The following is a 21,490-nucleotide window of genomic DNA, read 5'->3' as shown; positions in this document are numbered from 1 at the left end:
AAGGGCGAGGTCAAGTTCAACGGCTCCAAGCACCTCTCGATCACGCGCAACACCATCCAGACCAGCCGCGACGGCATTCACTCGCGCCTGCGCTCGGAGAACGCCTACATCGCCGACAACACCATCACCGGCGCCACCGTCTGGGCGGCCTCCTCGCTCGGCGTGAGCGGCAACAACATCGGCGAGGGCATCCAGCTCACCGGCCCGGGCCACGTGGTGATGAACAACCGCGTCAAGGGCTTCCGCGACGCGATCTCGCTGATGGAGGGCAGCGAGGCGGTGGACCAGTTCAGCATCGACATCGTCAACAACGACGTGGAGATCGGGGCCGACGACGCGATCGAGGCCGACTACTGCTTCCACAACTGCCGCGTGATGCGCAACCGCATCGGCAACTCCTTCGTCGGGCTGTCCTCGCAGCCGAGCATGGGCGGGCCGACCTACTTCATCCGCAACACGCTCCACAACGTGCTGTACACGCCCTTCAAGCTGCACAACGGCAGCGTCGGCAACGTGATCCTGCACAACACGGTGGTGAAGAACGGCGACGCGCTGGGCATCTACTCCAGCGTGCCCTTCAGCCAGACGCTGATGCGCAACAACCTCTTCATCGGCGGTCCGGGCGCGGGCAGCTTCGGCGGCTACAGCACCGGCAGCGGCCGCGTGATCTCGGTCACCGCGCTCGAGGCGGCGAGCTTCAGCATGAACCACGACGCCTTCGGCTCGACCAGCGGCGGCTTCAGCGGCCGCCTCGGCGGCACCTCGTTCTCGAGCCTGTCCTCGATGCAGAGCACCACGACGGCGAAGAACTCGATCGCCGCCGGCCTCGACAGCTTCGCCGCCGCGGTTCCCTATCCCGACGCGCCGATGACGCAATACGCCCCGCAGGACCTGCGCCTGAAGCCGGGCTCGGCGCCGGAGAACAAGGCGGTGGGCATTCCCAACGTCAACGACGGCTTCACCGGCAGTGCGCCGGACATCGGCGCCCACGAGGTCGGCGCCGCGCTGCCGGTCTACGGTCCGCGCTGAGTCCCGCCCGCCGCCGCGCGCTGCGGCGGCACCGCGCGCATGTGCGGCACGCCCCGTTCCAAGCGCAGCGTTCGCGCCCGGGTCGGGGCGTGTTCCATTCCGCCCGGGAGGCCGGGCCCGGGCGGGCGTTTATCCTGCACGCCGGCAGCGCGCCGGCTTGGCAGGGCGCCTGCGGCCGGAGCAGGGCGTCGCGACGCCCCGTCCCGGCGACAGGGAGGCGGGTGCCGCGACGGGGCCGCCCGGGCTCCCGTGCCGCCACACGCCCCGCGAGGATCCCGATGCTGCTGCCCCACTACGACGCGCCCGATGCGATCTGGTTCGCGAAGCTCGCGATCTGGTGGGGCAGCTGGCTCGTGCCGCCGCTGCTCGCGCTGCTCGCGTGGCGCATCGCGACGCGCTGGCGGCGCTGGCGCCCGCTGCGCCGCGGCGGGGCGCTGCTGGGGCTGCTCGCCGGGCTGCTGTTCGTGCAGGCGCGCTTCGTCGAGCCGCACATGATCGTCGTGCGCGAGTCGGCGCTCGGCCTCGGCATCCCGGCGCGCATCGCACTGGTGGGCGACTTCCACCTCGGCCTCTACAAGGGGCCCGGCTTCCTCGATCGGGTGGTCGACCGGCTCAACGCGCTCGACGTGGACGCCGTGCTGATCGCCGGCGACTACACCGACGAGCCCGACCGCGCGCTGGCCGAGCTGATTGCGCCGCTGCGGCGGCTGAAGGCGCCGGCCTATTCGGTGCCCGGCAACCACGACACGCCGGGGCCGGGCAGGTCGCGCGGCACGCACTTCGCGCCGCTGCTGCGCGAGGAGCTGCTGCGGCTCGGCGTGCGCCCGGTCGAGGGCGAGGTGGTCGACGCCGGCGCCTTCCTGGTCGTCGGGCTCGGCGACCACTACGCGGGCAAGGACCAGCCCGTCGCGTCGCAGCAGCCGCAGCCCGGCCAGAAGCCGCGCCTCGTGCTCGTGCACAACCCGGATTCGGTGATGAAGCTGCCGAGCGGCTGGGCGCGCCTGGCACTGTCGGGCCACACGCACGGCGGGCAGCTGCGCGTGCCGGGCCTGTACCGGCGCCTCACGCCCACCAACCATGGCTTCGACCGCGGGCTGCACGACTTCGCGCCGCTGCCGACCTACGTCACCGCCGGGCTCGGCGAGACCGCGCTGCCGATGCGCTGGATGAATCCGCCGTCGATCGACGTGCTGGACCTGCACTGAGGCAGGGGCGATGCCGGCCGGCGCCCGGCCCGGGGCCGGGCTGCGGGACACTGGGGGCTCCCGCCCTGAGGGGAGAGCCGAGCATGAAAGCCTTTCTTGCCGCCAGTCGCCGACTCGTGCAGGCGCCCGGGCCCGGCGTGTGGGTCGGCGCGATCCGCGCCGCCTTCGACGCCGTCGCGGAGCCGGTGGCCGATGGCGTCGAGCGCCATCCGCCGCACTGGCTCGTCGCGCTGTGGGAGCCGCCGGAGGCCGGCGAGCTGCTGCTGCCGCGCTGGCCGGCGGTGGCCGCGATCGCGTCGCCGGACTCGCAGGCCGCGCTGCTGCAGCTCGTCTCGCACCTGCCCGCCGGCGCGCCGCTCTGGCTGTCGCTGCAGGAGCCGGACTGGGCGCTCATCGGCCGCATCGTGCTGCTGTCGGACCGCAACCTGCACCCGGTGCAGCGGCGCGAGCTGCAGCGCTTCGTCGACGGCCGCGAGGCCGCCGACCGCGAACGGATCCTGCGCGAGTACAGCGACCTCGATGCCGGCTTCGAGTTGCTGAAGCGGCGCCTGCTGCCTCCGCAGGCACCGGACTGAGACGCGCCTCCCGTTCCGCCGTTCTCGTGCTCGGCCTCGTCGTGCTCAGGCTGCTTTCCGGGGGCGCCACCCGCTACTTCTGGACCGTGGCGATACGGGCATTGACCGGGATGTTCCTGGCCTGCAGTCCCGGGGTCTGGCCGTGGAGGTCGAACTCCAGCCTCACACCCGGCCGGAACAGCAGGCAATGGGTCGAGCCGCCGAAGTGGAACATGCCCAGCTGCCCGCCCTTGGCGACGCGCTGCCCTTCCCGGACGGTGATCTCGCAGCTCGAGACCTCGGCCATGCCGACCGCCATGAAGCACATCAGGCCGATGGCCGGGTTGTCCGCCTCGATGAAGACGAGCGCCCGGGTGGCCACCTCCGTGATGTAGCCCTGCGAGTCGTTGGGACCCGCGGGGTCGAAGCCCTCCGCCAGCGTCTCGGAATAGTAGGTGCCGTCGAGCACGCGGGTCTTCACGACGCATCCGTCCACCGGGCTGTGCCAGCGGTGGTAGCTGAAGGCGCTGAGGAAGGCCTGATAGACCGTGCCCCCCACGAACAGCTCCGTCAGCGCGTCGTCGAGGAGCATGTGCGCCACCGAGTAGGGCTGGGCCTTGATCCAGAAGCGGTCTCGCCGCTGCACCGCGCTCGCGATCCTGTAGGGCGCCGACTCGCAGGCGTTGACGATGATCGCGTCGTCGCCGGGAGCCGCCACGGGGCGCCGTCCCTCGCGGAATCGGCGCGTGAAGAAGTCGTCCCAGGAGCGGAAGCCGTGATAGGGCTGGGTGGGGTCGCACTCGAAGTCGCGCTCGAAGTTCGGCATCGCCTCCAGCGCGTCCAGGCCGAACTAGCCCTGGTGAGGGTCGGCGTTGAGCACGTAGCGCGAGTCCGGCGAGGCGAGGAAGCGGCCCCATTCATTCAGGATCCTCTTCAGCGCCCGGTTGACCTCGGCATTCAGGAAGGCCGCGAAGCCGCTGGAGGTGCCCATCGCCCAGTCGAGGATGGCGTTGATCGGGAAGCCGACCAGGCCGGACTTGTTGAACTCGGGGGCCCGGTTCATCACGGCATTGACGAGCCGCAGCATCTGGCGAGGGTCGCGGACCTGCGGCTGCCCGGTCGGATCGCGATTGTAGGGAGGCTTGTGCGGGACCTGCGAGAACATCTGGTGGAAGAGCATGTGGATCTGCGGGTCCCGCTCGATGAGCTGCGCGAGCTCCTCGACGGCGGGATGGAGGGGCTCGGGCGCCTCGTCCAGTTCGTCGATGCGTGCCTGCAGCCAGCTCTGCAGGATGCGGTGGTCGGAGGGAAGCCAGTGGCCGACACGGAAGGGTGCGGCGGCTTCGATGGTCTGCGTCATTTCTCGTCTCCTCGGGTCATTCGGGAGGGGCGGCCGCTCAAGCCGCGGCGGCGCTGCCCGCCGCCGCGGGCTCGAGACTCGCGAGCCAGTTCTTCACGACCTCGCGCGGAATCTCGCGCGTGCGGCAGTGCATTGCATCGGTGCCCAGCCAGGGGAACTCCGGCTTGCCGGAGATGCCGACGATGAGGTGCTCCGGCAGCGCTTCCTGGTAGGCCCTGATCGCGGCCTGGTCGAATTGCTCGTAGCCCTTGCCGGCGAGCGGGACGTAGACGCGGTCGTTGAGCATCAGGCTGTTCGTGTAGGCGGCGCTCGTGGCCGGGTCGTCGGCGCCCGGGATGTAGACGTCCTGGCACAGCACGCGATACACCCTGAAGCCCTCTTCCCGGAAGGAACGGGCGATCGCGTCGAAGGCGGCGTTGATCTTCTCGTCCTGCGACGAGGCGATCAGCACCTTGTCCTCGGCGAGGAACTTCCCCCAGCAGTCGATGTGGCCGATGTAGGTGCCGGTCGGGTCCGCCAGGACGTGATAGCTGTGGATGCCCAGGAAGCGGTTCAGCTGGGCGAGGACGTACTCCATGCGCGCGTCGATGACGGCGCCGCTCGGGGTGCTCCCGCCGCAACCGTGCCCGAGCGGAATCTCGTTCTGGGTCGCCACGAGGTAGGAGGAGGCGATCGCGCCCTTGCCGTTCACCATGTAATTGCCCCCCACGTCGAGCAGGCCCAGGTAGTACCAGTCGTGGACCGCGATTTCCGGCAGCTTCCTGCCGCCCGGCCAGGCGGCACCGTTCCATTTCCTGATCGGGCCGTTCAGGAAGTCCGACAGCTTGACCGCAGCGTAGTCGTCGTTCGGCCGGAAGATGCCCAGCCCTTCGCGCGGATCGACGTTCTCCGCGCCCTCGACGAGCCCCACCGAGCCGCCACCGAGAGTGGTGTAGGTGTGCTTGGCGATTCCGAGACGGCCGGAGACGGTATTGCGGATCCACCAGGGGCCGTAGTCGCGCGTCCAGAAGGTGTCGGTGTCCCAGGGCACCAGGTGCAGCTTGGCGGGATCGAAATCGATGCGCAGCCGCTCGGCGCAGCGCTGCAGGTCCCGCACGATGGGTTCGCGCTGGTTGGGGTCCGCGCACAGCACGAAGACATGGACCGGGTCGGCGCTGTCGTTCTGCTGCATCCGCACGATCAGCTCGTCGGGAATGCCGAAGGCGCGCGGCCCGGTGGGGGCCTGCTGCGGCGTGCCCGTCCGGGCGGGGACCGTGCCCGGATAGGCGATCAGCACGCCCCCCATCGGCTCGAACTCGGCGATGGCGCGCACCGGGGACACCTGCCCGGTCCTGTAGATCCGGCTTTCCTGCGGCGGCTCGCAGCCGGTCCTGGCCCGGAAGTGCCGCGCCAGTTGCCGGGCGCTGGGACGACGTGACATCTTCTGCGCATTCATTCGGAGCTCTCCTCTCCATTGCTGGTCGCCGCGGATCGCGGCATCTCCTGTCCCGGGCCGGCACGCCGTGCGTCTGCGGGACCCGGCCCTCGTTGTCTGCGCCGCTGCACGGCGATCCGCCGCGGCGCAGCCCTGCACCGGGAAGGGACGGCTGGCGCGGGAGGGCGGCTTCGGGAGGCCGCCTCTGCGGGCGGCTTTTCCGGCTCCCTGCCTCCCTTCTTCTCTCTCCCTTCCTCCCCGGCTCTTCTTCTCTCCTTCTCCTCCCCGTCCTGTCACTTCCCGGTCTGCCGGGTTCGTCTCGTCGGCCGGGCCTGCCCGCGTGCCTGTCAATCGAGGATCGAAAGCAGCAGGCGGGCCGCGAACGCGAGCAGGATCAGCCCCATCGCGCGCTCGAACCAGTGCCCGAACTCGACGAAGCGCAGCCGGATCGCGCCGTGCGAGAAGAACAGCGCCACGAGGCAGAACCACAGCGCGTTCACGGTGCACATCCAGAAGCCGTAGAGGCTCTGCAGCGCCAGCGGCGTCTCCGGGTTCACCACCGCGGTGAAGATCGACAGGAAGAACAGCGTCGCCTTCGGGTTCGTGGCATTGGTCAGGAAACCGGTCAGGAAGGCCCTCGCGTTCGAGGGCGCTGCTGCCGCATCGCGCTGCAGCGTCTCCCCGGGCAGTGCGCTGTGACGCCGCGCGCGCAGCAGCTGCACAGCGAGATGGACCAGATAGGCGCCCCCCGCCAGGCGAGCCAGCGCCAGCAGCTGCTCGTTCGCATGCATCAGCGCGCCGATGCCGGCCAGCGTGTAGAGCACGTGGACCGAGATGCCGCTGCCGATGCCGAGCGCGGTGAAGATGCCGCTGCGCCGCCCGAAGCGCACGCTCTGCGACACCGTGACTGCGAAGTCGGGGCCCGGCGCCACCACGGCCAGGAAATGGATCGAGGCCAGCGCCAGGAATTCGCCGACATGACGCGACAGTTGCATGGGCGGTCCGGGTTCGGTGATCGGGTGGGGGCGGTGCGTGCGGCCTCAGCTCCAGCAGCTCAGCGGCATGTGGGGGCCGCGGTAGCCGACGAAGCACGACAGCGACACCCGCGGCCGGTCGCTGCCGGCGCGCACCGCGTGGATCTTGCGCGAGTTGAAGAGGATCAGATCGCCCGGCGCCGGCTCGATGACCAGGTCCGGCGCGCCGAGCGTGTCCGGCGCGATGCCGTAGCTGTCGCCGCGCAGGCGGTCGAAGTCGGCCGGCGGGATCTCCTCCATCCACAGCTCGATCTCGCCGCCGCGGCCCGGCATGTCGAGGTAGACGTTGCACGCCAGCTGCGCCCGCAGGCTGCGGGCCTCGAAGGAGCCGGGCGCGTCCTTCTCCAGGTAGTCGTGATGCGGCAGGAAGTAGACGCCGGGCTCGACCACGCGCGACAGGCCGACGAACATCTTCCTGCCGTGGAGCGAGGCCAGCAGCGCGCCGGCGGGCCAGGTCTCGTCGAGCTTGCAGCGCACGAGGTCGATCGGGCAGGGGTAGGGTAGGCAGGCGCGGCGGATGCGCTCGATGTTCGCGATCGCCTCCGCGAAGTAGCGCTCGAGCCGCTCGGGCCGGTTCTCGGCCTCGTAGAAGGCGTTGCCGATCCTGCCGATGCTCGGCGCGTTGATGTAGTGCGAGTAGCCGTCGGCGAGCAGCTTGCGGGCCAACTCCGTCGCGGTCTCGCGCGGGAGGAAGCCGCCGATCTGCAGCGCCTGGAGCCGTCCCTCGGCCAGCTGGCGCAGGTCCGCCTCGCAAAGGTGGTCGCTTCTCTTGTGCATGGTCAGGCCGCGGCGCACGCGGTGTAGCTGAGGGAGATCTCGCGTGCCTTGAGCCGGGCGGCGGTGATGCGGATGTCGGCGATGTCGGACAGCGCACGCACATGGGTGCCGCCGCAGGCGTAGCCGGGCAGGGCGCCGAACGAGACGATGCGCGCGCCGGCGGCATCGCGCGAGACGGTGCGGACCCCTCCTGCGGCCAGGTGCTCGCGCACGCGCTCCTGCAGCAGGCCCTGCCACTGCAGCGGCAGGCTGTCCGGAACCGAGAGGACGATGCGGCACTGCTGCGGCCAGTGCTGCGCCTTCAGCGCCTGCAGGCCGATTTCCTGCGCCGCATGGCCGATGAGGTGGCCGGCGGAGTGCAGCACGGAATGGAGCCGGCGGGTCGGTGCGTCGACGCGGATCGCGACGCGGCCCTCGGGCAGCGCGTGCTCCGCCACATGCAGCACCACGCCGCCGTCGAGGAGCACGTCGGCGACCTGCGCCGCGCCGATGCAGCCGGCGTCGGCGGGCTGGCCGCCGCCTTTCGGGTGGAACAGCGTGCGGTCCAGCACGATCTCGAACCGGTCCCCGCGCGGGCGGCAATGCAGCACCTCGGCCTCGCCCTGCAGCTCGTCGCTGTTCAAATACGTCAGTTCGGTCTGGAGCATCGAATCACCATCGGGCCTCGCCGGGTAATGCCTGCCGGCAAAGGAAAATCGCTGGCGTATTGTGGTGAGCGGGCCTGCGCGCAACAATGCGGCGCGGCGAAATTCACTTGTTCCCGATGAGAACGAAACCTCTGCATCTCTTGATGCCGGACATGGCCGTATTCGTGCGGGTGGTGGAACGCGGCAGCTTCTCGGGCGCCGCCCGCGACCTCGGCATGACGCCCTCGGCGGTGAGCCGGCAGGTGGCGCGGCTGGAGCGGGCGATGGGGGCGAGGCTGCTCGAGCGCACCACGCGGCAGCTGCGCCTGAGCGAATGCGGGGAGCAGGCCTTCTGCCGCTGTCGCGACATGGTGGCGGCCGCGCAGGCCGCCATGGACATGGCCCAGGTCTCGATGGAAAAACCCCAGGGGTTGATCCGCATCAGCATGCCGAAGGCTTTCGGCCGGCATATGGTGCAGCCGCTGGTGCCGTCTTTTCTGGCCCGGTATCCCGAAGTCCAGTTGCATGTATTGATCACCGATCAACAGGTGGATCCGGTCGGCGACAATTTCGATCTGGTGATCCGCATCACCGACAGCCCGGCGCAGACTCTCGCCGCGCGGCCGCTGATGCAGGTGCGGCAGATCCTGTGCGCGACGCCGGCCTATCTCGCCGAGCGCGGCACGCCGCGCGAGCCGATCGAGCTGGTGCAGCACGACTGCATCCACCTCGGCGAGCATCCCGGGGACAGCCTCTGGACCTTCCACCGCGGCGCGGAATCGGCGGAGGTGCCGATCCGCGGTCGCTACATCACCAACCACAGCGAGATGCGGCTCGACGGCGTGCTGCACCACCTCGGCATCGGCAGCGTGTCGCACTTCGTGGCGCGGCCCTTCCTGCAAAGCGGCCGCATCGTGCAGGTGCTGCCCGACTGGGAGCTGGAGGTGGCCTACCGCGGCATGGCCTGGGTGATGTACCCGCCGAAGCGGCAGCTGGCGCCGAAGTTCCGCGCCTTCATCGACCACCTCGTCGCTGGTCTGGCGCCGGAGCGCGGCGAGGGGAGCACGCCGCGGCCCGTCCTCGCGCAGCCCGGCGCGCCCGCACTGGCCTGAGGCGCGGCCGCAAGGCCTGCCATGAAACCTTTGCTCACGCCCGGGCGCCTGCAGGCGTCCCCGCGGCGGGACGGTCTCTCGGCACGGCGGGGCGCGGGCGCGGGCCGCCCTGCTAGCATCGGCCGCAAATTCTCCCCATTGAAGGTCGCCCGATGAGTCTTGTCCCCGTTCCCAAGGACACAGCGCCTGCGGCGAACACCGACGAAGGCGTGCCGGTGTCCGTCAAGATCCGCGAGCGCATCCAGGCCGCGCACAAGCGCTTCCACGCCAACGACAACATCGCCGACTTCATCGAGCCCGGCGAGCTCGAGCGGCTGCTCGACGAGGTCGAGGCGAAGATGAAGGGCGTGCTCGAGAGCCTGGTGATCGACACCGAGAGCGATCACAACACGCAGGACACGGCGCGCCGCGTCGCGAAGATGTACCTGATGGAGATCTTCCGCGGCCGCTACGTGCCGCAGCCGCCGGTCACCGAATTCCCGAACGCCGAGAACCTCAACGAGCTGATGATCGTCGGCCCGATCACGGTGCGCAGCGCCTGCTCGCACCACCTGTGCCCGATCATCGGCAAGCTCTGGGTCGGGCTGCTGCCCAACGAGCACTCGAACCTGATCGGCCTGTCGAAGTACGTGCGCCTCGCCGACTGGATCATGAGCCGCCCGCAGATCCAGGAGGAGGCGATCAGCCAGGTCGCCGACCTGCTGCAGGACAAGACGCGCCCCGACGGCCTTGCGCTCGTGATGGAGGCGGAGCACTTCTGCATGCACTGGCGCGGCGTGAAGGACATGGAGTCCAACATGATCAATTCCGTCATGCGCGGCTCCTTCCTGAAGGACCCGACGCTGCGGCGCGAATTCCTGTCGCTGATCGAGAAGCGCCGCGGCTGAACGGCGCCCCGCCCCGAAGGAGACTTCTCGATGATGATCCGCCTGCTCTACGCCAGCCGCGCCGCGCAGCCGCTGTCGCCCGAAGCGATCGACTCGATCCTCGCCCAGTCGCGCGCGCACAACCCGGCGCTCGGCATCACCGGCATCCTCTGCCACAGCGGCGACCTGTTCCTGCAGGTGCTCGAGGGCGGGCGCGAGGCGGTCAACGGGCTCTACAACGAGATCGTGCGCGACGAGCGCCACCTCGACGTGCAGTTGCTGCACTACGAGGAGATCACCGAGCGGCGCTTCGCCGGCTGGACCATGGGCCATGTCAACCTCGCCAAGGTCAACCCCTCGGTGCTGCTGAAGTACTCCGAGAAGCCGGTGCTCGACCCCTACTGCGTCTCGGGCCGGGTGTCGCTCGCGCTGCTCGAGGAGCTGATGGCGACGGCCCACATCATCGGGCGGGCGTGAGGCATCAGCCCTGCAGCGTGGCGACCGAGCGGCGGAAGCGCCGCAGCGCCGCGGCGAAGAAGACCGCGCCGATCACCGCGATCGCGAGCAGTTGCGGCCACACGATCGCCAGGCCCGCGCCGCGGTAGAGCACCGCCTGCGAGAAGGCGACGAAGTGCGTGGTCGGCGCCGCGAGCATCACGGTGCGCACGATCTCCGGCATGCTCTCGCGCGGCGTCGAGGCTCCGGACAGCATCTGCAGCGGCAGCAGCACGAGGATGATCAGCAGCCCGAGCTGCGGCATCGAGCGCGCGACGGTGCCCATGTAGATGCCCATCGAGGTGGTCGCGAACAGGTGCAGCGCGATGCCGAGCACGAAAAGCCACAGCGGCCCGGTGAGCGGCATCTCCAGCACCCCCTGCACGACGAAGCGCAGCGACAGCGTCGCCGCCACCAGCACCACCAGCCCCATCGACCAGATCTTGCCGAGCACGATCTCCACCGGCTGCACCGGCATCACCAGCAGGTGCTCGAGCGTGCCATGCTCGCGCTCGCGGATCAGCGCCGCGCCGGTGAGGATGATCGACAGCATCGTGATCTGGCCGACGAGCTCCATCAAGCCCATGAACCAGCGGTCGTTGAGCGTCGGATTGAAGCGCATGCGCAGCGACAACTCCACCGGCGGCGCCTCGGCGGCCCGCTCGCGCCGCGCGAACTCGGCGATCTCGCCCTGCACGATCGCCTGCACCGCGCCGGTGCCGGCGAAGGCCTGGCTCATCTGCTTCGCGTCGACGTTGAGCTGCAGCGCCGGCGCACGGCCCGCGAGCACGTCGCGCTGAAAGCCGGGCGGGATGTCGAGCACGAAGGTGTAGCGCCCGGCGTCCATGCCGGCGTCCATCTCGCCGAGCGTGATCAGTTCGGGCGGCTTGAAGGCCGGCGGGTAGAAGGCCGAGACGATACGCTGCGACAGCACCGACTGGTCCTCGTCGACCACCGCGACCGGCACGCGCTGCAGCCGCTCCGCATGCCCGCTCGCGGCGACGTAGACTGCACCGAAGAAGGCCCAGAGCACGAACACCAGCAGCAGCCGCTCGCGCCACAGGCTCGCCAGCTCCTTGAGGCCCAGGTGCCAGACGCGGCGCGTCGAGAACGGCGGCGTGCGCATCGCGTCAGCGGTCCTGCTTGCGCAGCAGCAGCGCGCTCGCGCCGATCAGCACCGGCGCGGCCAGCAGCAGCGGCACGAAGAAGTCCTGCAGCTCGGCGAAGCCGAGCGCTTTCGAGAAAGTGCCGCGGCTGATCGCGACGAAGGGCCCGGTCGGGTAGACCTGTCCCAACAGCGCGCCGAAGCCTTCGAGCGAGGACACCGGGTTGACGATGCCCGAGAACTGGATCGCCGGCAGCATCGTCGCCAGCGAGGTGCCGAAGATCGCCGCCATCTGGCTGCCGGTGAAGCTCGACATCAGCAGGCCGAGCGCGGTCGCGGCGTACACGTACAGCAGCGCGGCGAGCGCGAACGTCACGAGGCTGCCCTTGAAGGGCACGCCGAAGACGAACACCGCCATCAGCGTCATCAGCGCGAAGTTCACCATGCCGGCGACGACGTAGGGCAGCTGCTTGCCGAGCAGGAATTCGAGCCGCGTCACCGGTGTGACGTAGAGGTTGACGATCGAGCCGAGCTCCTTCTCGCGCACCACCGACAGCGCCGCGAGCATCGCCGGGATGAAGATCAGCAGGATCGGGATCACCGCCGGCACCATCGCGACGATGCTCCTCACCTCGGGGTTGTAGCGGTAGCGCAGCTCGACCTCGGCGAACGGCCGCGCCGCGCCGCCCGCCTCGGTGAGCCGCGCGGCGAGCCAGCCCGCGTGCAGCGCCTGCACGTAGCCGGCGATGCTCTCGGCGCGCTGCGGCATCGCGCCGTCGATCCACGCGCCGACCTCGACCGGACGCCCGCGCGCGAGCCCGGCGCCGAAGCCGGGCGGGATCTCGATCGCCACCGCGAGCTCGCCGCTGCGCAGCCGGCGGTCCATCTCGGCGTCGTCGCGCAGCGCCGGGCGCTCGACGAAGTAGGGCGAGCCCGCGATCTCGTCGGCGTAGCGGCGGCTCGCCGGCGTGCCGTCGTGGTCGAGCACCGCGAAGCGCAGGTCCTGCACGTCCATGCTGATGCCGTAGCCCATGATGACCATCAGCAGCACGGTGCCGACGAGCGACATCGTCAGCCGGACCGGGTCGCGCCGCAGCTCGAGCAGCTCGCGCCGCGCATAGCTCAGCAGGCGGCCGAGGCTCAGGCGCGGCGGCCGGGCCCGCGCGGCGGGTCGCTCGGGCGCCACCGCGTCACCCGCGGCGGTGGGCAGCGCCAGCGCGGCGGCAGCGGCAGCGGCCGGCAGCGCGAGGACCGGCTGGGGCAGCGCGGGCGCGGCCGCGGCCGGGGCGGAGGAGGACGCGTCGGCTTCCGCGGCTGCTTCCCGTGCCGGAGCCTCCGCCTCCTCCAGCCACGCGATGAAGGCCTCCTCGAGCGTCGCCGCGCCGCGCGCGCGCACCAGCGCCGCGGGCGCGTCGCTCACCAGCACGCGGCCGGCATGCATCAGCGAGATGCGGTCGCAACGCTCGGCCTCGTTCATGAAGTGCGTCGAGATGAAGATCGTCACGCCGTCGCGCCGCGACAGCTCGATCATCAGCGACCAGAAGCCGTCGCGCGCCACGGGATCGACCCCCGAGGTCGGCTCGTCGAGGATCAGCAGCTCCGGCCCGTGCACCACCGCGGCGGCGAGCTGCAGCCGCTGCCGCAGGCCCAGCGGCAGGCCCATCGGCAGCGCGCCGGCCGCCGTCTGCAGCCCGAAGCGCGCGAGCAGCTCGTCCACCCGCGTGGCGAGCGCCGCCGCCTCCATGCCGAACAGCCGCCCGTGCAGCTCGAGGTTCTGCCGCACCGTCAGCTCCGCGTAGAGCGAGAAGCCCTGGGACATGTAGCCGACGCGCCGCCGCACCGACAGGTCCTGCGCATCCACCGTCCGTCCGAACAGCCGCGCCTCGCCGCGGGTGGCCGGCAGCAGTCCGGTGAGCATCTTCATCGTCGTCGACTTGCCGCAGCCGTTGGAGCCGAGGAAGCCGAAGATCTCGCCGCGCGCGATACGGAAGCTCACGCCGTCCACGGCGGTGAAGTCGCCGAAGCGGCGCGTCAGCGCGCGCGCCTCGATCGCGAGCTCGCCGTCGTGCTCGGGCGGGCGCGGCGGCACGACGAGCGCGCGGTGGCCGTTGCGGCGCGCCTCGGGCAGCAGCGCGATGAAGGCCGCGTCGAGCGTGTCGCAGCCGGTGCGCTGCTTCAGCTCGTGCGGCGTGCCGGTGGCGAGCACGCGGCCCGCGTCCATCGCGACCAGCGTGTCGAAGCGCTCGGCCTCGTCCATGTAGGCGGTCGCCACCAGCACCGCCATGCCGGGGCGCCGCGCGCGGATGCGCCCGATCAGCTCCCAGAACTGGCGCCGCGACAGCGGGTCGACCCCGGTGATCGGCTCGTCGAGGATCAGCAGGTCCGGATCGTGGATCAGCGCGCAGCACAGCCCGAGCTTCTGCTTCATGCCGCCGGAGAGCTTGCCGGCCGGGCGGTCGGCGAAGGGCGCGAGGCCGGTCGCGGCGAGCAGCTCGTCGATGCGCGCCGCGCGCTCGGCCGCCGCGTGGCCGAACAGCCGCGCGAAGAAGTCAACGTTCTCGCGCACCGACAGCGTCGCGTAGAGGTTGCGGCCCAGCCCCTGCGGCATGTAGGCGATGCGCGGGCAGACCCGGGCGCGGTGGGCGGCGCGTGCCATGTCGCCGCCGAGCACCTCGACGCGGCCGGCCTGCACGCGCCGCGCGCCGGCGACGAGCGCGAGCAGCGTGGACTTGCCGACCCCGTCCGGCCCGACGAAGCCGGTGACGAGGCCGGCCTCGATGGCGAGGTCCACCGCGTCGAGCGCGAGCGTCTTCCCATAGCGGTGGCCGAGGCCCGACAGCCGCACCGCCGGGGCCCGTGGCGCCGGGGCGGCAGCGCTCACGGCTGTGCGGCCGACGCGCGTGGCGCGGGCGGGGAGGCGGGAGAGACGGTCCCGTCGGCGCGCGGCGCGGGCAGCGCGACCTGCAGATGCCGTGGCCACTCGACGTCGGCGATGCGCACGTAGGCCATGCCGGGCAGCCCGGTCTTGACCTGCTCGCGGTGGCGCGCGAGCAGCGCCGGGTCGATGCGCGCGCGCACCTTGAACACCATCTTCTGGCGCTCGGACTGCGTCTCGACGGTCTTCGGCGTGAACTGCGCGACGCTCGCGACGAAGTCGATGCGGGCCGGGATCACCAGCTCCGGCGCCGCGTCGAGCACCAGGCGCGCCTCCGAGCCGATCGCCACGCGCCCGGCCGCCGTCTCGGGCAGGTAGAAGCTCATCGTCACGTCGCTCAGGTCGACGAGCGACACGATGCGCGCGCCGCCGCCGACCACCTCGCCCTCGTTGACGAGCCGCAGCTGCACGCGCCCGGCGCGCGGCGCGACGAGCAGCGCGTCGGCGATCTCGGTCTGCAGCCGCTCGACGTTGGCGAGCGCCGCCTCGATCGCGGCGCCGCCCTCCTGCGCCTGCGCGCGCGCGGTGGCGATCGCGGCCTCGGCCTCCAGCACCTGCGAGCGCGCCGCGCTCAAGGCCGCCCGGGCGCCCTGCACGCGCGCCTGCGCCGCGTCGAGTTGCTGCGGTGCGATGAAGTTCCGCGCCACCAGGTCGGCCGTGCGCCGGAGCTCCTTCTCGGCCAGCGCCAGCTCGCTCTCGCGCTGTGCAGCGAGCGCGCGTGCGGTCTGCGCCGACTGCTCGCGCTGGCGCGCCAGCGCCGCGTCGGTGGCCTGCGCGCTGCGTGCCTGCCTCGCCTGCGCCTCGGCGCCGCGCAACTGCGCGGCCAGCGCGAGCGTGTCGATGCGCGCCACCTCCTCGCCCGCCTGCACGAAGTCGCCCTCGCGCACGCGCACCGCCTGCACCCGTCCGCCCGCCTTGGCCGCGATGTCGATCGTGGTCGCCTCCAGCCGCCCGTTGCCACCGGCGATGCCCGGCGGCAGCCCGTCCGGCGCCGCGCGCTGCCACGCCACGGCCAGCGCGGCGAGCCCCGCCGTCACTGCGGCCGCCGTCAGTGCCTTGCGCCAACTGATCATGGTTTTCCCTGATTCGTGTTCCACATGCAGTCTGCGGGGACGGGAAACCCTGGTTCTTGAGGCATATCAAGGCGATCGGGCGGACCGGCCGCGGCCGCGGCGTCTGTCCGAAGCCGCCGGCTCAGCCGTCCGCGGCGCCTCGCCCGGCAAGGTCGAGGATCCATTCCCCGAGGTCGCGGTCGATCTCGTCGCGGCACTGGTCCAGCCCGTGCCGGCAGCCCTCGTAGAGCAGCAGCCGGCGCGGCTCGCCGGCGCGCCGGTACAGGTCGCGCGAGCACAGGTCGGGCAGGATCTCGTCGTCGGTGCCGTGCATCAGCAGCAGCGGCCGCGGGCTGAGGTCCGCGACCGCATCGGCGCCGGCCGTCTGGCTGCTCAGCGCCGCCACGCCGATCACCGCCTCGCTGAGCGCCCCGGAGGCGATCACCACCGCGCCGCCGAAGGAGTGGCCGACCAGCACGACGCGCGACCTGCCGCGGGTGCCGAGGTAGCCGATGCCCATCAGCACGTCGAGCACGCAGGGCACCAGCTCGGCCGGGCGGCGGTAGTCCAGCCGCAGCGACGCGATGCCCTCGGGCGCGAGCCGCTTCGCCAGCCGCGTGTACAGCCCGCCGGCCGGCCCGCCCAGGCCGCCGCCGGCGCCGAACACCCACAGCACCGCGGCCTCGCCGGGCCCGCCCGCGTGGTAGCGGCAGTCGATCGTGCCGGCGTCGGTGTGCAGCCGCACCGCCTCGACGCCGTCCTCGTCGGGCGCGCTGCCGATCGAGCGCAGTTCCAGCGTGAAGTTGCCGTCCGCTGCCATCGCCGCCTCCCGTGCCGGATGAACCGCAGCACATGGGCGCGGCAAGCGCCGTGCCTCGTTCGGCTGTGCTGGCGTTCGCGCCCTGCTGCCGTGTCCGGCCCGGCGGCGGGCCGCCGCGGTCAGCCTCGCATCAGCCCGATCCGCTGAAATCCCGTTTCCCCGTCGTGATCTTCCCTCTGCGATGAGCGAGCGTCGTCCTGCCGTCCCCGCCAATCCCTGCCTAGACTGCGGCGCCTGCTGCGCCAGCTACCGCGTCTCCTTCTACTGGGCCGAGGCCGATGCCGCCGGCCTGCCCGAGCACCTGACCGAGCAGGTCAACCCCTGGTTCGGCTGCATGGCCGGCACGCAGCAGCCTTCGCCCCGCTGCGCGGCGCTGCGGGGCGCGATCGGCGGCGAGGTCGCCTGCAGCGTCTACGCGATGCGTCCCTCGCCGTGCCGCGAGCTCGAGGCGGGCGACGAGAAGTGCCGCAGGGCCCGCGCCCGCCACGGCCTCGCGCCGCTCGCCGCCCTTCCGGCCGCGGCCTGAGCGCGGGCCGGGCGCGGGCCGGGCGCGGGGCCGCGTCGCGCTCCCCCGGGCCCGAGCAGCGGCTTCTCGCCGCCGCCGAGGATCGGGAGAGGGCTGGCGCATGGGCGGGGGCTCAGTCTCCAGCGCCCTCGTCGTCGCACAGGACATGGAAGGGCATCTCGCGGTTGCTCGCCGCCGCGGCCTCGTGGCGCGTCACGCCGATCAGGCCGACGGCGCACGACGCGGGAAAGAGCGCGACGCCGCGCTCGAGCGCCTGCTGCAGCGGCATGCCGCGCTCGATCCATTCGTAGACGACGCGCGCGAGCAGCCGCGCGACGATCTGCTCTCCGACGCCGGTGGCCGCCACCGCGCCGTGCGGGCCGGCCCAGTAGCCGCAGCCGGGGATCGGCGTGTCGCCGACGCGGCCGACCATCGCCGGCGCCGAGCCGCCGGTGGAGGAGGCCACCGCGAACAGCCCGCGGCCGTCGAGCACGACCGCGCCGACGGTGTCGGTCTCGTGGCGCCCGGCCGGGGCCGGCTCGCCCGCAGCCCCGGGCGGGAGCGCGTCCGCCGCCGGCTCCAGGCGGTGCGGTCCGAAGCCCTGCGCGCGCGCGAAGTCGACCGCGCCGGGGCCGGCGAGCATCCAGTGCGGCGTCTCGACCACCTGCCGTGCCACGAGCACCGGGTTCCTCACGTCGCGCAGGCAGCAGACCGCGCCGAGGCGGCCCGACGAGTCCATCACCGAGGCGTCGGTCTCGATCGTCGCGCCGTCGCTGCGCAGCATGGCGCCGGTGCCGGCGTTGAAGCGCGGGTCGTCCTCCATCGCGACGACGGCGGCGACGGCCGCGGCGAGCGCGTCCTCGCCGGCCCGCAGCCGCTCGAGGCCGCGGCGCGCCGCGGCGCTGCAGCCGTCCTCGTTGTAGCGGTGGTTGCCGGCGCCGCCGTGGACCACGAGCACCGGTCGAATCCTTGCCATCCTCATGAAGTCCCCCCTCCTGCGGGTGAGGGTGGGACAGCAAGCGGGAGGCCGCAAGAGGGGGCGAACCCTGCCTGCCCGTGCCCGGGAACGCACCTTGCACCGCCACGCCTCACGGGGCGGCGGGCCGGGGAGGGCCGGCCCCCGGGGCGCCCCGTCGCGCGTCGACCACAGGAGAGATGTCCATGCACGCACCCCTTGCGCCGCAGCGCAGCGGCGGGCAGCCGCCCCGCATCGCGCGCGGCCGGCTGCTGCGCAACGCGCTGCTCGCCGCCGGCGCGATCCAGCTGATCCGCACCGCGCGGCGCGAACTTGCCGACTTCCGTGCCTGCGATGCGCAATTGCGCACCGAGTGGACCACCATCCCGAGCCCGGCCGGCTCCGGCGCGCTGCGGCTGCACGCGCGGCTGCGCGAGGACGCGCACGACGGCCTCAGGCCGGTGCTGCTGCTGCACGGCTGGGGCATCGGCAGCAGCTACCTGGTGCCGCTCGCGGCGCGCCTGGGCCGGCACGTGCGGGTCTACCTGCCCGACCAGCCGGGCCACGGATCGAGCGACCACGACCTGCGCCCGCTCGCCTTCCCGGAGCTCGCCGATGCGCTCGCCGCGTGGATGGACGCGCGCGGCCTGCGTGGCGCGATCCTCGTCGGCCACTCCACCGGCTGCCAGGTCGCCGCCGAGCTCGCGCTGCGCCGGCCCGAGCTCGCCGCGGGCCTGGTGCTGATCGGGCCGGCCGGCGACCCGGCGGCGCGCAGCGTGCCGAAGTGGCTGGCGCGCGCGCTCGCGGCCGTGGTGTTCGAGCGGCCCACCTGCGCCCTGTGGGCCGCGGTCGACTACCGGCGCGCCGGCGCACGCTTGCTCGCCGAGGAGATGCGGCAGATGGTCTCGCACCGCATCGAGGACCTGCTGCCGCGGCTGGGGCGGCCGGTGCGCGTGGTGCGCGGCTCCCGCGACCTGATCGTGCCGCAGCGCTGGGCGGCGCGCGTCGCGCGGCTCGCGGGCGCGCCGGCACCCACCGAGGTGCCGGGCTGGGGCCACGCGGTGCACTACGACGACCCCGACGCGGTCGCGCAGATCGTGTTCGAGCTCGCGCTGGAGATGGACGGCGCAGCGGCCGCGGGCGGGTCCGCGCGGGCGGGCGGCTGAGGGACCGCGCGCGGGCGGGGAGGGCGGCGCGCGCCACAATGCCGCTCCCCCCGCTGCAAGCCCTGCCGATGGACGCCGCCTCTCCGACCCCGCCCGAGCCGCTGCTGCTCGGCGTCGACTTCACCAGCCGGCCGACGCGCGCCAAGCCGGTCACGGTCGCGCTCGGCCGCCGCCACGGCGACGCGGTGCGCCTGGCCGAGCTGCGCGCGCTGCCGGCCGAGGCCGACTTCGCCGCGCTGCTGGCCACGCCCGGCCCCTGGGTCGGCGCCTTCGACTTCCCGTTCGGGCTGCCGCGCGAGCTGGTCGAGACGCTCGGCTGGCCGACCGAGTGGCCGGCGCTGATGCGGCACTACGCCGCGCTCGATCGCGCGCGGATCCGCGCGACCTTCGCCGCCTTCTGCGACGCGCGGCCGGCGGGCTCGAAGTTCGCGCACCGCGCCTGCGACGCGCCGGCGGGCTCCTCGCCGTCGATGAAGTGGGTCAACCCGCCGGTGGCCTTCATGCTGCACGCGGGCGTGCCGCCGCTGATCGAGGCCGGGGTCTGGATGCCGGCGGTGCGCTCCGGCGCGGATCGCTCGCGCGTCGCGCTCGAGGGCTACCCGGGCCTGCTCGCACGCGAGCTGATCGGGCGGCGCTCCTACAAGAGCGACGAGCGCGCGAAGCAGACGGGCGAGCGCCTGATCGCGCGCAAGGACCTGCTCGGCGCGCTGGAGGCCGGCCGCACGCGGCTCGGGCTGCGGCTCAAGGCGAGCAACGCGCAGCGCGACGCGCTGATCGACGACGCCTCGGGCGACCGGCTCGACGCGGTGCTGTGCCTGGTGCTGGCGGCCTGGGCGAGCGGGCAGCCGGACTGGGGCCTGCCCGCGGAACTCGATCCGCTCGAGGGCTGGATCGTCGGCGCCTGACGTGGGTGCCGGCCGGGGCGGGGCGGCACCGGGGCTCTGCTAAGGTCGCCGCATGGATGTGCTGAACCTCACGCTGCTGGCTGCCGCGACGCTGGTCTTCCTCAGCGTGCTGGCCGGCGTCTACTCGACCCGGGTGGGCTTCTCCTTCCTGCTCGTCTTCCTCGTCGCCGGCATGCTCGCGGGCGAGGACGGCCCCGGCGGCGTGCATTTCGACGACTTCCGCATGAGCTTCTGGGTCGGCAACGTCGCTCTCGCGGTGATCCTGCTCGACGGCGGCCTGCGCACCGAGTTCTCCACCTTCCGCACCGGGCTGCGGCCCGCGCTGCTGCTCGCCACCGGCGGCGTGGTGCTGAGCGCGGCGATCACCGGCGCCGCGGCGGTGCTGCTGCTCGGGCTGGACTGGCGGCTCGGGCTGCTGCTGGGCGCGATCGTCGGCTCCACCGATGCCGCGGCGGTGTTCTCGCTGCTCAAGTCCTCGGGCGTGCGGCTCAACGAGCGGGTGGCCGCGACGCTGGAGATCGAGTCCGGCCTCAACGACCCGATGGCGGTCTACCTGACGCTGGCGCTGATCGGCATGGTCGCGACCGGCGCGTCGTTCTCGGCGCCGGACTTCCTCGTCGCGCTGCTGCAGCAGTTCGGCCTCGGCGCGCTGGTCGGGCTCGCGGCCGGCTGGGCGCTCGCGCTCGTGGTGAGCCGCCCGCCCTTCGAGCGGGCGGCGTCCGACGAGGCCGGCGAGCACCCGCACGACGCGGCCGGCGGTGTCGCCGCGCTGCTGCTGGTCTCGGGCGGGCTCGCGGTGTTCGGGGCGGCCGGCTGGCTCGGCGGCTCGGGCTTCCTGGCGGTCTACCTCTTCGGCCTCGTGCTCGGCAACCGCGCCAAGCCGGTGGTGCAGCGCGCGCTCGCGGCGATGGACGGCTACGCCTGGCTGGCGCAGGCGGGCATGTTCCTGCTGCTGGGCCTGCTCGTGACGCCGAGCGAGCTGCTGGGCACGCTGTGGCCGGCGCTCGGCGTCGCGGCGGTGCTGATGCTCGTCGCGCGCCCGGCCGCGGTGTGGCTGTGCCTCGCGCCCTACCGCTTCCGCGCCCGCGAGGTGTGGTTCATCTCCTGGGTGGGCCTGCGCGGCGCGGTGCCGGTGGTGCTGGCGGTGTTCCCGGTGATGGCCGGCGTCGAGGGCGCGCGGCTGTTCTTCCACGTCGCCTTCGTCGTCGTGCTCAGCTCGCTGCTGCTGCAGGGCGGCACGATCCCGTTCGCGGCGCGGCGCCTCGGCGTGCACCTGCCGGAGGCCGACGACGAGGCGGCGGCGCGGCGCGCCTTCGGCGACTTCGTGCTCGACGCCGGCATGCCGCTGGCGGCGATCGCCGACTTCTACGGCCTGGCGCTGCGCCCGCCGCCCGGCGCGCCGCCCGGGCAGACGCTGGGCGAGTGGCTCGCCCGCTCGCTCGGGCGCGCGCCGGTGGTGGGCGACCAGCTGCGCGCCGGCCCCGCCTGCTTCAGCGTGCGCGTGATGCAGGGCGCGCGCATCACGGTGGTGGGCCTGCGCATCGACGCGGACTGAAGGCGCATCGCTGCCGCCTC

Annotated in this window: 21 protein-coding genes; 10 read left to right on the top strand and 11 right to left on the bottom strand. The window is 72.6% G+C overall.

Annotated features, from left to right (window positions below; translation table 11 throughout):
- The 3 genes from D3A59_RS09170 to D3A59_RS09160 all read left to right on the top strand — a co-directional run.
- Window positions 1–1,029, top strand: a 1,029-nt coding sequence (locus tag D3A59_RS09170) for a NosD domain-containing protein (RefSeq protein ID WP_272868063.1), incomplete at its 5' end; no start/stop codon positions are given.
- Between the two features lie 278 nt (window positions 1,030–1,307).
- Window positions 1,308–2,234: a metallophosphoesterase gene (locus tag D3A59_RS09165; RefSeq protein WP_119154601.1), complete on the top strand. Its 927-nt coding sequence runs from the start codon at window positions 1,308–1,310 to the stop codon at window positions 2,232–2,234.
- An 83-nt stretch (window positions 2,235–2,317) separates the two neighbouring features.
- Window positions 2,318–2,809 carry a hypothetical protein gene (locus tag D3A59_RS09160; RefSeq protein ID WP_157991461.1) on the top strand — a complete coding sequence of 164 codons (492 nt, stop codon included), beginning with the start codon at window positions 2,318–2,320 and terminating at the stop codon, window positions 2,807–2,809.
- Window positions 2,810–2,882: 73 nt separating this feature from the next.
- On the opposite strand, the gene D3A59_RS25950 is transcribed toward D3A59_RS09160, so the two are convergent.
- The 6 genes from D3A59_RS25950 to D3A59_RS09135 all read right to left on the bottom strand — a co-directional run bounded on the left by D3A59_RS25950 (window position 2,883) and on the right by D3A59_RS09135 (window position 8,020).
- Window positions 2,883–3,614: a phosphatidylserine decarboxylase gene (locus D3A59_RS25950; RefSeq protein ID WP_205665148.1), complete on the bottom strand. Its 732-nt coding sequence runs from the start codon at window positions 3,612–3,614 to the stop codon at window positions 2,883–2,885.
- 24 nt (window positions 3,615–3,638) lie between these two features.
- Complete coding sequence (locus D3A59_RS25945) at window positions 3,639–4,148, bottom strand: phophatidylserine decarboxylase associated domain-containing protein (protein ID WP_205665147.1); 510 nt, start codon at window positions 4,146–4,148, stop codon at window positions 3,639–3,641.
- 37 nt (window positions 4,149–4,185) lie between these two features.
- On the bottom strand, window positions 4,186–5,583 hold the full coding sequence (locus D3A59_RS09150) for an agmatine deiminase family protein (RefSeq protein WP_119154599.1): 1,398 nt from the start codon (window positions 5,581–5,583) through the stop codon (window positions 4,186–4,188).
- 326 nt (window positions 5,584–5,909) lie between these two features.
- Complete coding sequence (locus tag D3A59_RS09145) at window positions 5,910–6,557, bottom strand: LysE family translocator (RefSeq protein ID WP_119154598.1); 648 nt, start codon at window positions 6,555–6,557, stop codon at window positions 5,910–5,912.
- A 45-nt stretch (window positions 6,558–6,602) separates the two neighbouring features.
- The gene (locus D3A59_RS09140) at window positions 6,603–7,373 is read right to left on the bottom strand and encodes a 2OG-Fe(II) oxygenase (RefSeq protein ID WP_119154624.1); all 771 of its coding nucleotides are present in this window, start codon (window positions 7,371–7,373) and stop codon (window positions 6,603–6,605) included.
- Window positions 7,374–7,375: 2 nt separating this feature from the next.
- Window positions 7,376–8,020, bottom strand: coding sequence for an alanyl-tRNA editing protein (locus D3A59_RS09135; protein ID WP_119154597.1), 645 nt, complete (start codon window positions 8,018–8,020; stop codon window positions 7,376–7,378).
- A 152-nt stretch (window positions 8,021–8,172) separates the two neighbouring features.
- Here D3A59_RS09135 and D3A59_RS09130 point away from each other — a divergent pair, with 152 nt between their 5' ends.
- From D3A59_RS09130 to D3A59_RS09120, 3 genes are all read left to right on the top strand, one after another.
- Complete coding sequence (locus D3A59_RS09130) at window positions 8,173–9,111, top strand: LysR family transcriptional regulator (RefSeq protein ID WP_119154623.1); 939 nt, start codon at window positions 8,173–8,175, stop codon at window positions 9,109–9,111.
- Between the two features lie 152 nt (window positions 9,112–9,263).
- Window positions 9,264–9,998 (top strand): GTP cyclohydrolase I, encoded by a 735-nt coding sequence (gene folE / locus D3A59_RS09125; RefSeq protein WP_119154596.1) that lies wholly within the window; start codon window positions 9,264–9,266, stop codon window positions 9,996–9,998.
- A gap of 30 nt (window positions 9,999–10,028) precedes the next feature.
- Window positions 10,029–10,454: a BLUF domain-containing protein gene (locus tag D3A59_RS09120; protein ID WP_119154595.1), complete on the top strand. Its 426-nt coding sequence runs from the start codon at window positions 10,029–10,031 to the stop codon at window positions 10,452–10,454.
- Window positions 10,455–10,458: 4 nt separating this feature from the next.
- Here D3A59_RS09120 and D3A59_RS09115 read toward each other — a convergent pair whose 3' ends face one another.
- The 4 genes from D3A59_RS09115 to D3A59_RS09100 all read right to left on the bottom strand — a co-directional run bounded on the left by D3A59_RS09115 (window position 10,459) and on the right by D3A59_RS09100 (window position 16,384).
- A complete protein-coding gene (locus tag D3A59_RS09115; RefSeq protein WP_119154594.1) occupies window positions 10,459–11,598 on the bottom strand; it encodes an ABC transporter permease in 1,140 nt (379 codons plus the stop codon).
- 4 nt (window positions 11,599–11,602) lie between these two features.
- Window positions 11,603–14,458 carry a ribosome-associated ATPase/putative transporter RbbA gene (rbbA, locus tag D3A59_RS09110; protein ID WP_119154593.1) on the bottom strand — a complete coding sequence of 952 codons (2,856 nt, stop codon included), beginning with the start codon at window positions 14,456–14,458 and terminating at the stop codon, window positions 11,603–11,605.
- A complete protein-coding gene (locus D3A59_RS09105) occupies window positions 14,455–15,585 on the bottom strand; it encodes an HlyD family secretion protein (protein ID WP_119154592.1) in 1,131 nt (376 codons plus the stop codon). The genes rbbA and D3A59_RS09105 overlap by 4 nt, the downstream gene beginning before the upstream one ends.
- A 121-nt stretch (window positions 15,586–15,706) precedes the next feature.
- Window positions 15,707–16,384 (bottom strand): alpha/beta hydrolase, encoded by a 678-nt coding sequence (locus D3A59_RS09100; protein WP_119154591.1) that lies wholly within the window; start codon window positions 16,382–16,384, stop codon window positions 15,707–15,709.
- A 181-nt stretch (window positions 16,385–16,565) separates the two neighbouring features.
- Between D3A59_RS09100 and D3A59_RS09095 the strand changes: the two genes are divergently transcribed.
- Complete coding sequence (locus D3A59_RS09095; RefSeq protein ID WP_119154590.1) at window positions 16,566–16,910, top strand: YkgJ family cysteine cluster protein; 345 nt, start codon at window positions 16,566–16,568, stop codon at window positions 16,908–16,910.
- 112 nt (window positions 16,911–17,022) lie between these two features.
- On the opposite strand, the gene D3A59_RS09090 is transcribed toward D3A59_RS09095, so the two are convergent.
- The gene (locus D3A59_RS09090) at window positions 17,023–17,871 is read right to left on the bottom strand and encodes an isoaspartyl peptidase/L-asparaginase (protein ID WP_170162328.1); all 849 of its coding nucleotides are present in this window, start codon (window positions 17,869–17,871) and stop codon (window positions 17,023–17,025) included.
- 179 nt (window positions 17,872–18,050) lie between these two features.
- Here D3A59_RS09090 and D3A59_RS09085 point away from each other — a divergent pair, with 179 nt between their 5' ends.
- From D3A59_RS09085 to D3A59_RS09075, 3 genes are all read left to right on the top strand, one after another.
- On the top strand, window positions 18,051–19,010 hold the full coding sequence (locus D3A59_RS09085; RefSeq protein WP_157991460.1) for an alpha/beta fold hydrolase: 960 nt from the start codon (window positions 18,051–18,053) through the stop codon (window positions 19,008–19,010).
- 68 nt (window positions 19,011–19,078) lie between these two features.
- Complete coding sequence (locus tag D3A59_RS09080) at window positions 19,079–19,915, top strand: DUF429 domain-containing protein (protein ID WP_119154588.1); 837 nt, start codon at window positions 19,079–19,081, stop codon at window positions 19,913–19,915.
- Between the two features lie 52 nt (window positions 19,916–19,967).
- Window positions 19,968–21,470: a potassium/proton antiporter gene (locus D3A59_RS09075; protein ID WP_119154587.1), complete on the top strand. Its 1,503-nt coding sequence runs from the start codon at window positions 19,968–19,970 to the stop codon at window positions 21,468–21,470.
- Window positions 21,471–21,490: the final 20 nt, after the last annotated feature.

The sequence above is a fragment of the Caldimonas tepidiphila genome (assembly GCF_003569765.1).
Taxonomy (GTDB): domain Bacteria; phylum Pseudomonadota; class Gammaproteobacteria; order Burkholderiales; family Burkholderiaceae_C; genus Caldimonas; species Caldimonas tepidiphila.
Note: the sequence above shows the minus strand (reverse complement) of the source record. Positions and strands in the feature narration are given on the sequence as shown.

What these genes read in the sequence shown, in the direction of transcription:
- D3A59_RS09165 (WP_119154601.1), top strand. Translation starts at nt 1,308, where the DNA reads ATGCTGCTGCCCCACTACGACGCGCCCGATGCGATCTGGTTCGCGAAG.
- D3A59_RS09160 (WP_157991461.1), top strand. Translation starts at nt 2,318, where the DNA reads ATGAAAGCCTTTCTTGCCGCCAGTCGCCGACTCGTGCAGGCGCCCGGG.
- D3A59_RS25950 (WP_205665148.1), bottom strand. Translation starts at nt 3,614, where the DNA reads ATGCCGAACTTCGAGCGCGACTTCGAGTGCGACCCCACCCAGCCCTAT.
- D3A59_RS25945 (WP_205665147.1), bottom strand. Translation starts at nt 4,148, where the DNA reads ATGACGCAGACCATCGAAGCCGCCGCACCCTTCCGTGTCGGCCACTGG.
- D3A59_RS09150 (WP_119154599.1), bottom strand. Translation starts at nt 5,583, where the DNA reads ATGAATGCGCAGAAGATGTCACGTCGTCCCAGCGCCCGGCAACTGGCG.
- D3A59_RS09145 (WP_119154598.1), bottom strand. Translation starts at nt 6,557, where the DNA reads ATGCAACTGTCGCGTCATGTCGGCGAATTCCTGGCGCTGGCCTCGATC.
- D3A59_RS09140 (WP_119154624.1), bottom strand. Translation starts at nt 7,373, where the DNA reads ATGCACAAGAGAAGCGACCACCTTTGCGAGGCGGACCTGCGCCAGCTG.
- D3A59_RS09135 (WP_119154597.1), bottom strand. Translation starts at nt 8,020, where the DNA reads ATGCTCCAGACCGAACTGACGTATTTGAACAGCGACGAGCTGCAGGGC.
- D3A59_RS09130 (WP_119154623.1), top strand. Translation starts at nt 8,173, where the DNA reads ATGGCCGTATTCGTGCGGGTGGTGGAACGCGGCAGCTTCTCGGGCGCC.
- folE (WP_119154596.1), top strand. Translation starts at nt 9,264, where the DNA reads ATGAGTCTTGTCCCCGTTCCCAAGGACACAGCGCCTGCGGCGAACACC.
- D3A59_RS09120 (WP_119154595.1), top strand. Translation starts at nt 10,029, where the DNA reads ATGATGATCCGCCTGCTCTACGCCAGCCGCGCCGCGCAGCCGCTGTCG.
- D3A59_RS09115 (WP_119154594.1), bottom strand. Translation starts at nt 11,598, where the DNA reads ATGCGCACGCCGCCGTTCTCGACGCGCCGCGTCTGGCACCTGGGCCTC.
- D3A59_RS09105 (WP_119154592.1), bottom strand. Translation starts at nt 15,585, where the DNA reads ATGATCAGTTGGCGCAAGGCACTGACGGCGGCCGCAGTGACGGCGGGG.
- D3A59_RS09100 (WP_119154591.1), bottom strand. Translation starts at nt 16,384, where the DNA reads ATGGCAGCGGACGGCAACTTCACGCTGGAACTGCGCTCGATCGGCAGC.
- D3A59_RS09095 (WP_119154590.1), top strand. Translation starts at nt 16,566, where the DNA reads ATGAGCGAGCGTCGTCCTGCCGTCCCCGCCAATCCCTGCCTAGACTGC.
- D3A59_RS09090 (WP_170162328.1), bottom strand. Translation starts at nt 17,871, where the DNA reads ATGAGGATGGCAAGGATTCGACCGGTGCTCGTGGTCCACGGCGGCGCC.
- D3A59_RS09085 (WP_157991460.1), top strand. Translation starts at nt 18,051, where the DNA reads ATGCACGCACCCCTTGCGCCGCAGCGCAGCGGCGGGCAGCCGCCCCGC.
- D3A59_RS09080 (WP_119154588.1), top strand. Translation starts at nt 19,079, where the DNA reads ATGGACGCCGCCTCTCCGACCCCGCCCGAGCCGCTGCTGCTCGGCGTC.
- D3A59_RS09075 (WP_119154587.1), top strand. Translation starts at nt 19,968, where the DNA reads ATGGATGTGCTGAACCTCACGCTGCTGGCTGCCGCGACGCTGGTCTTC.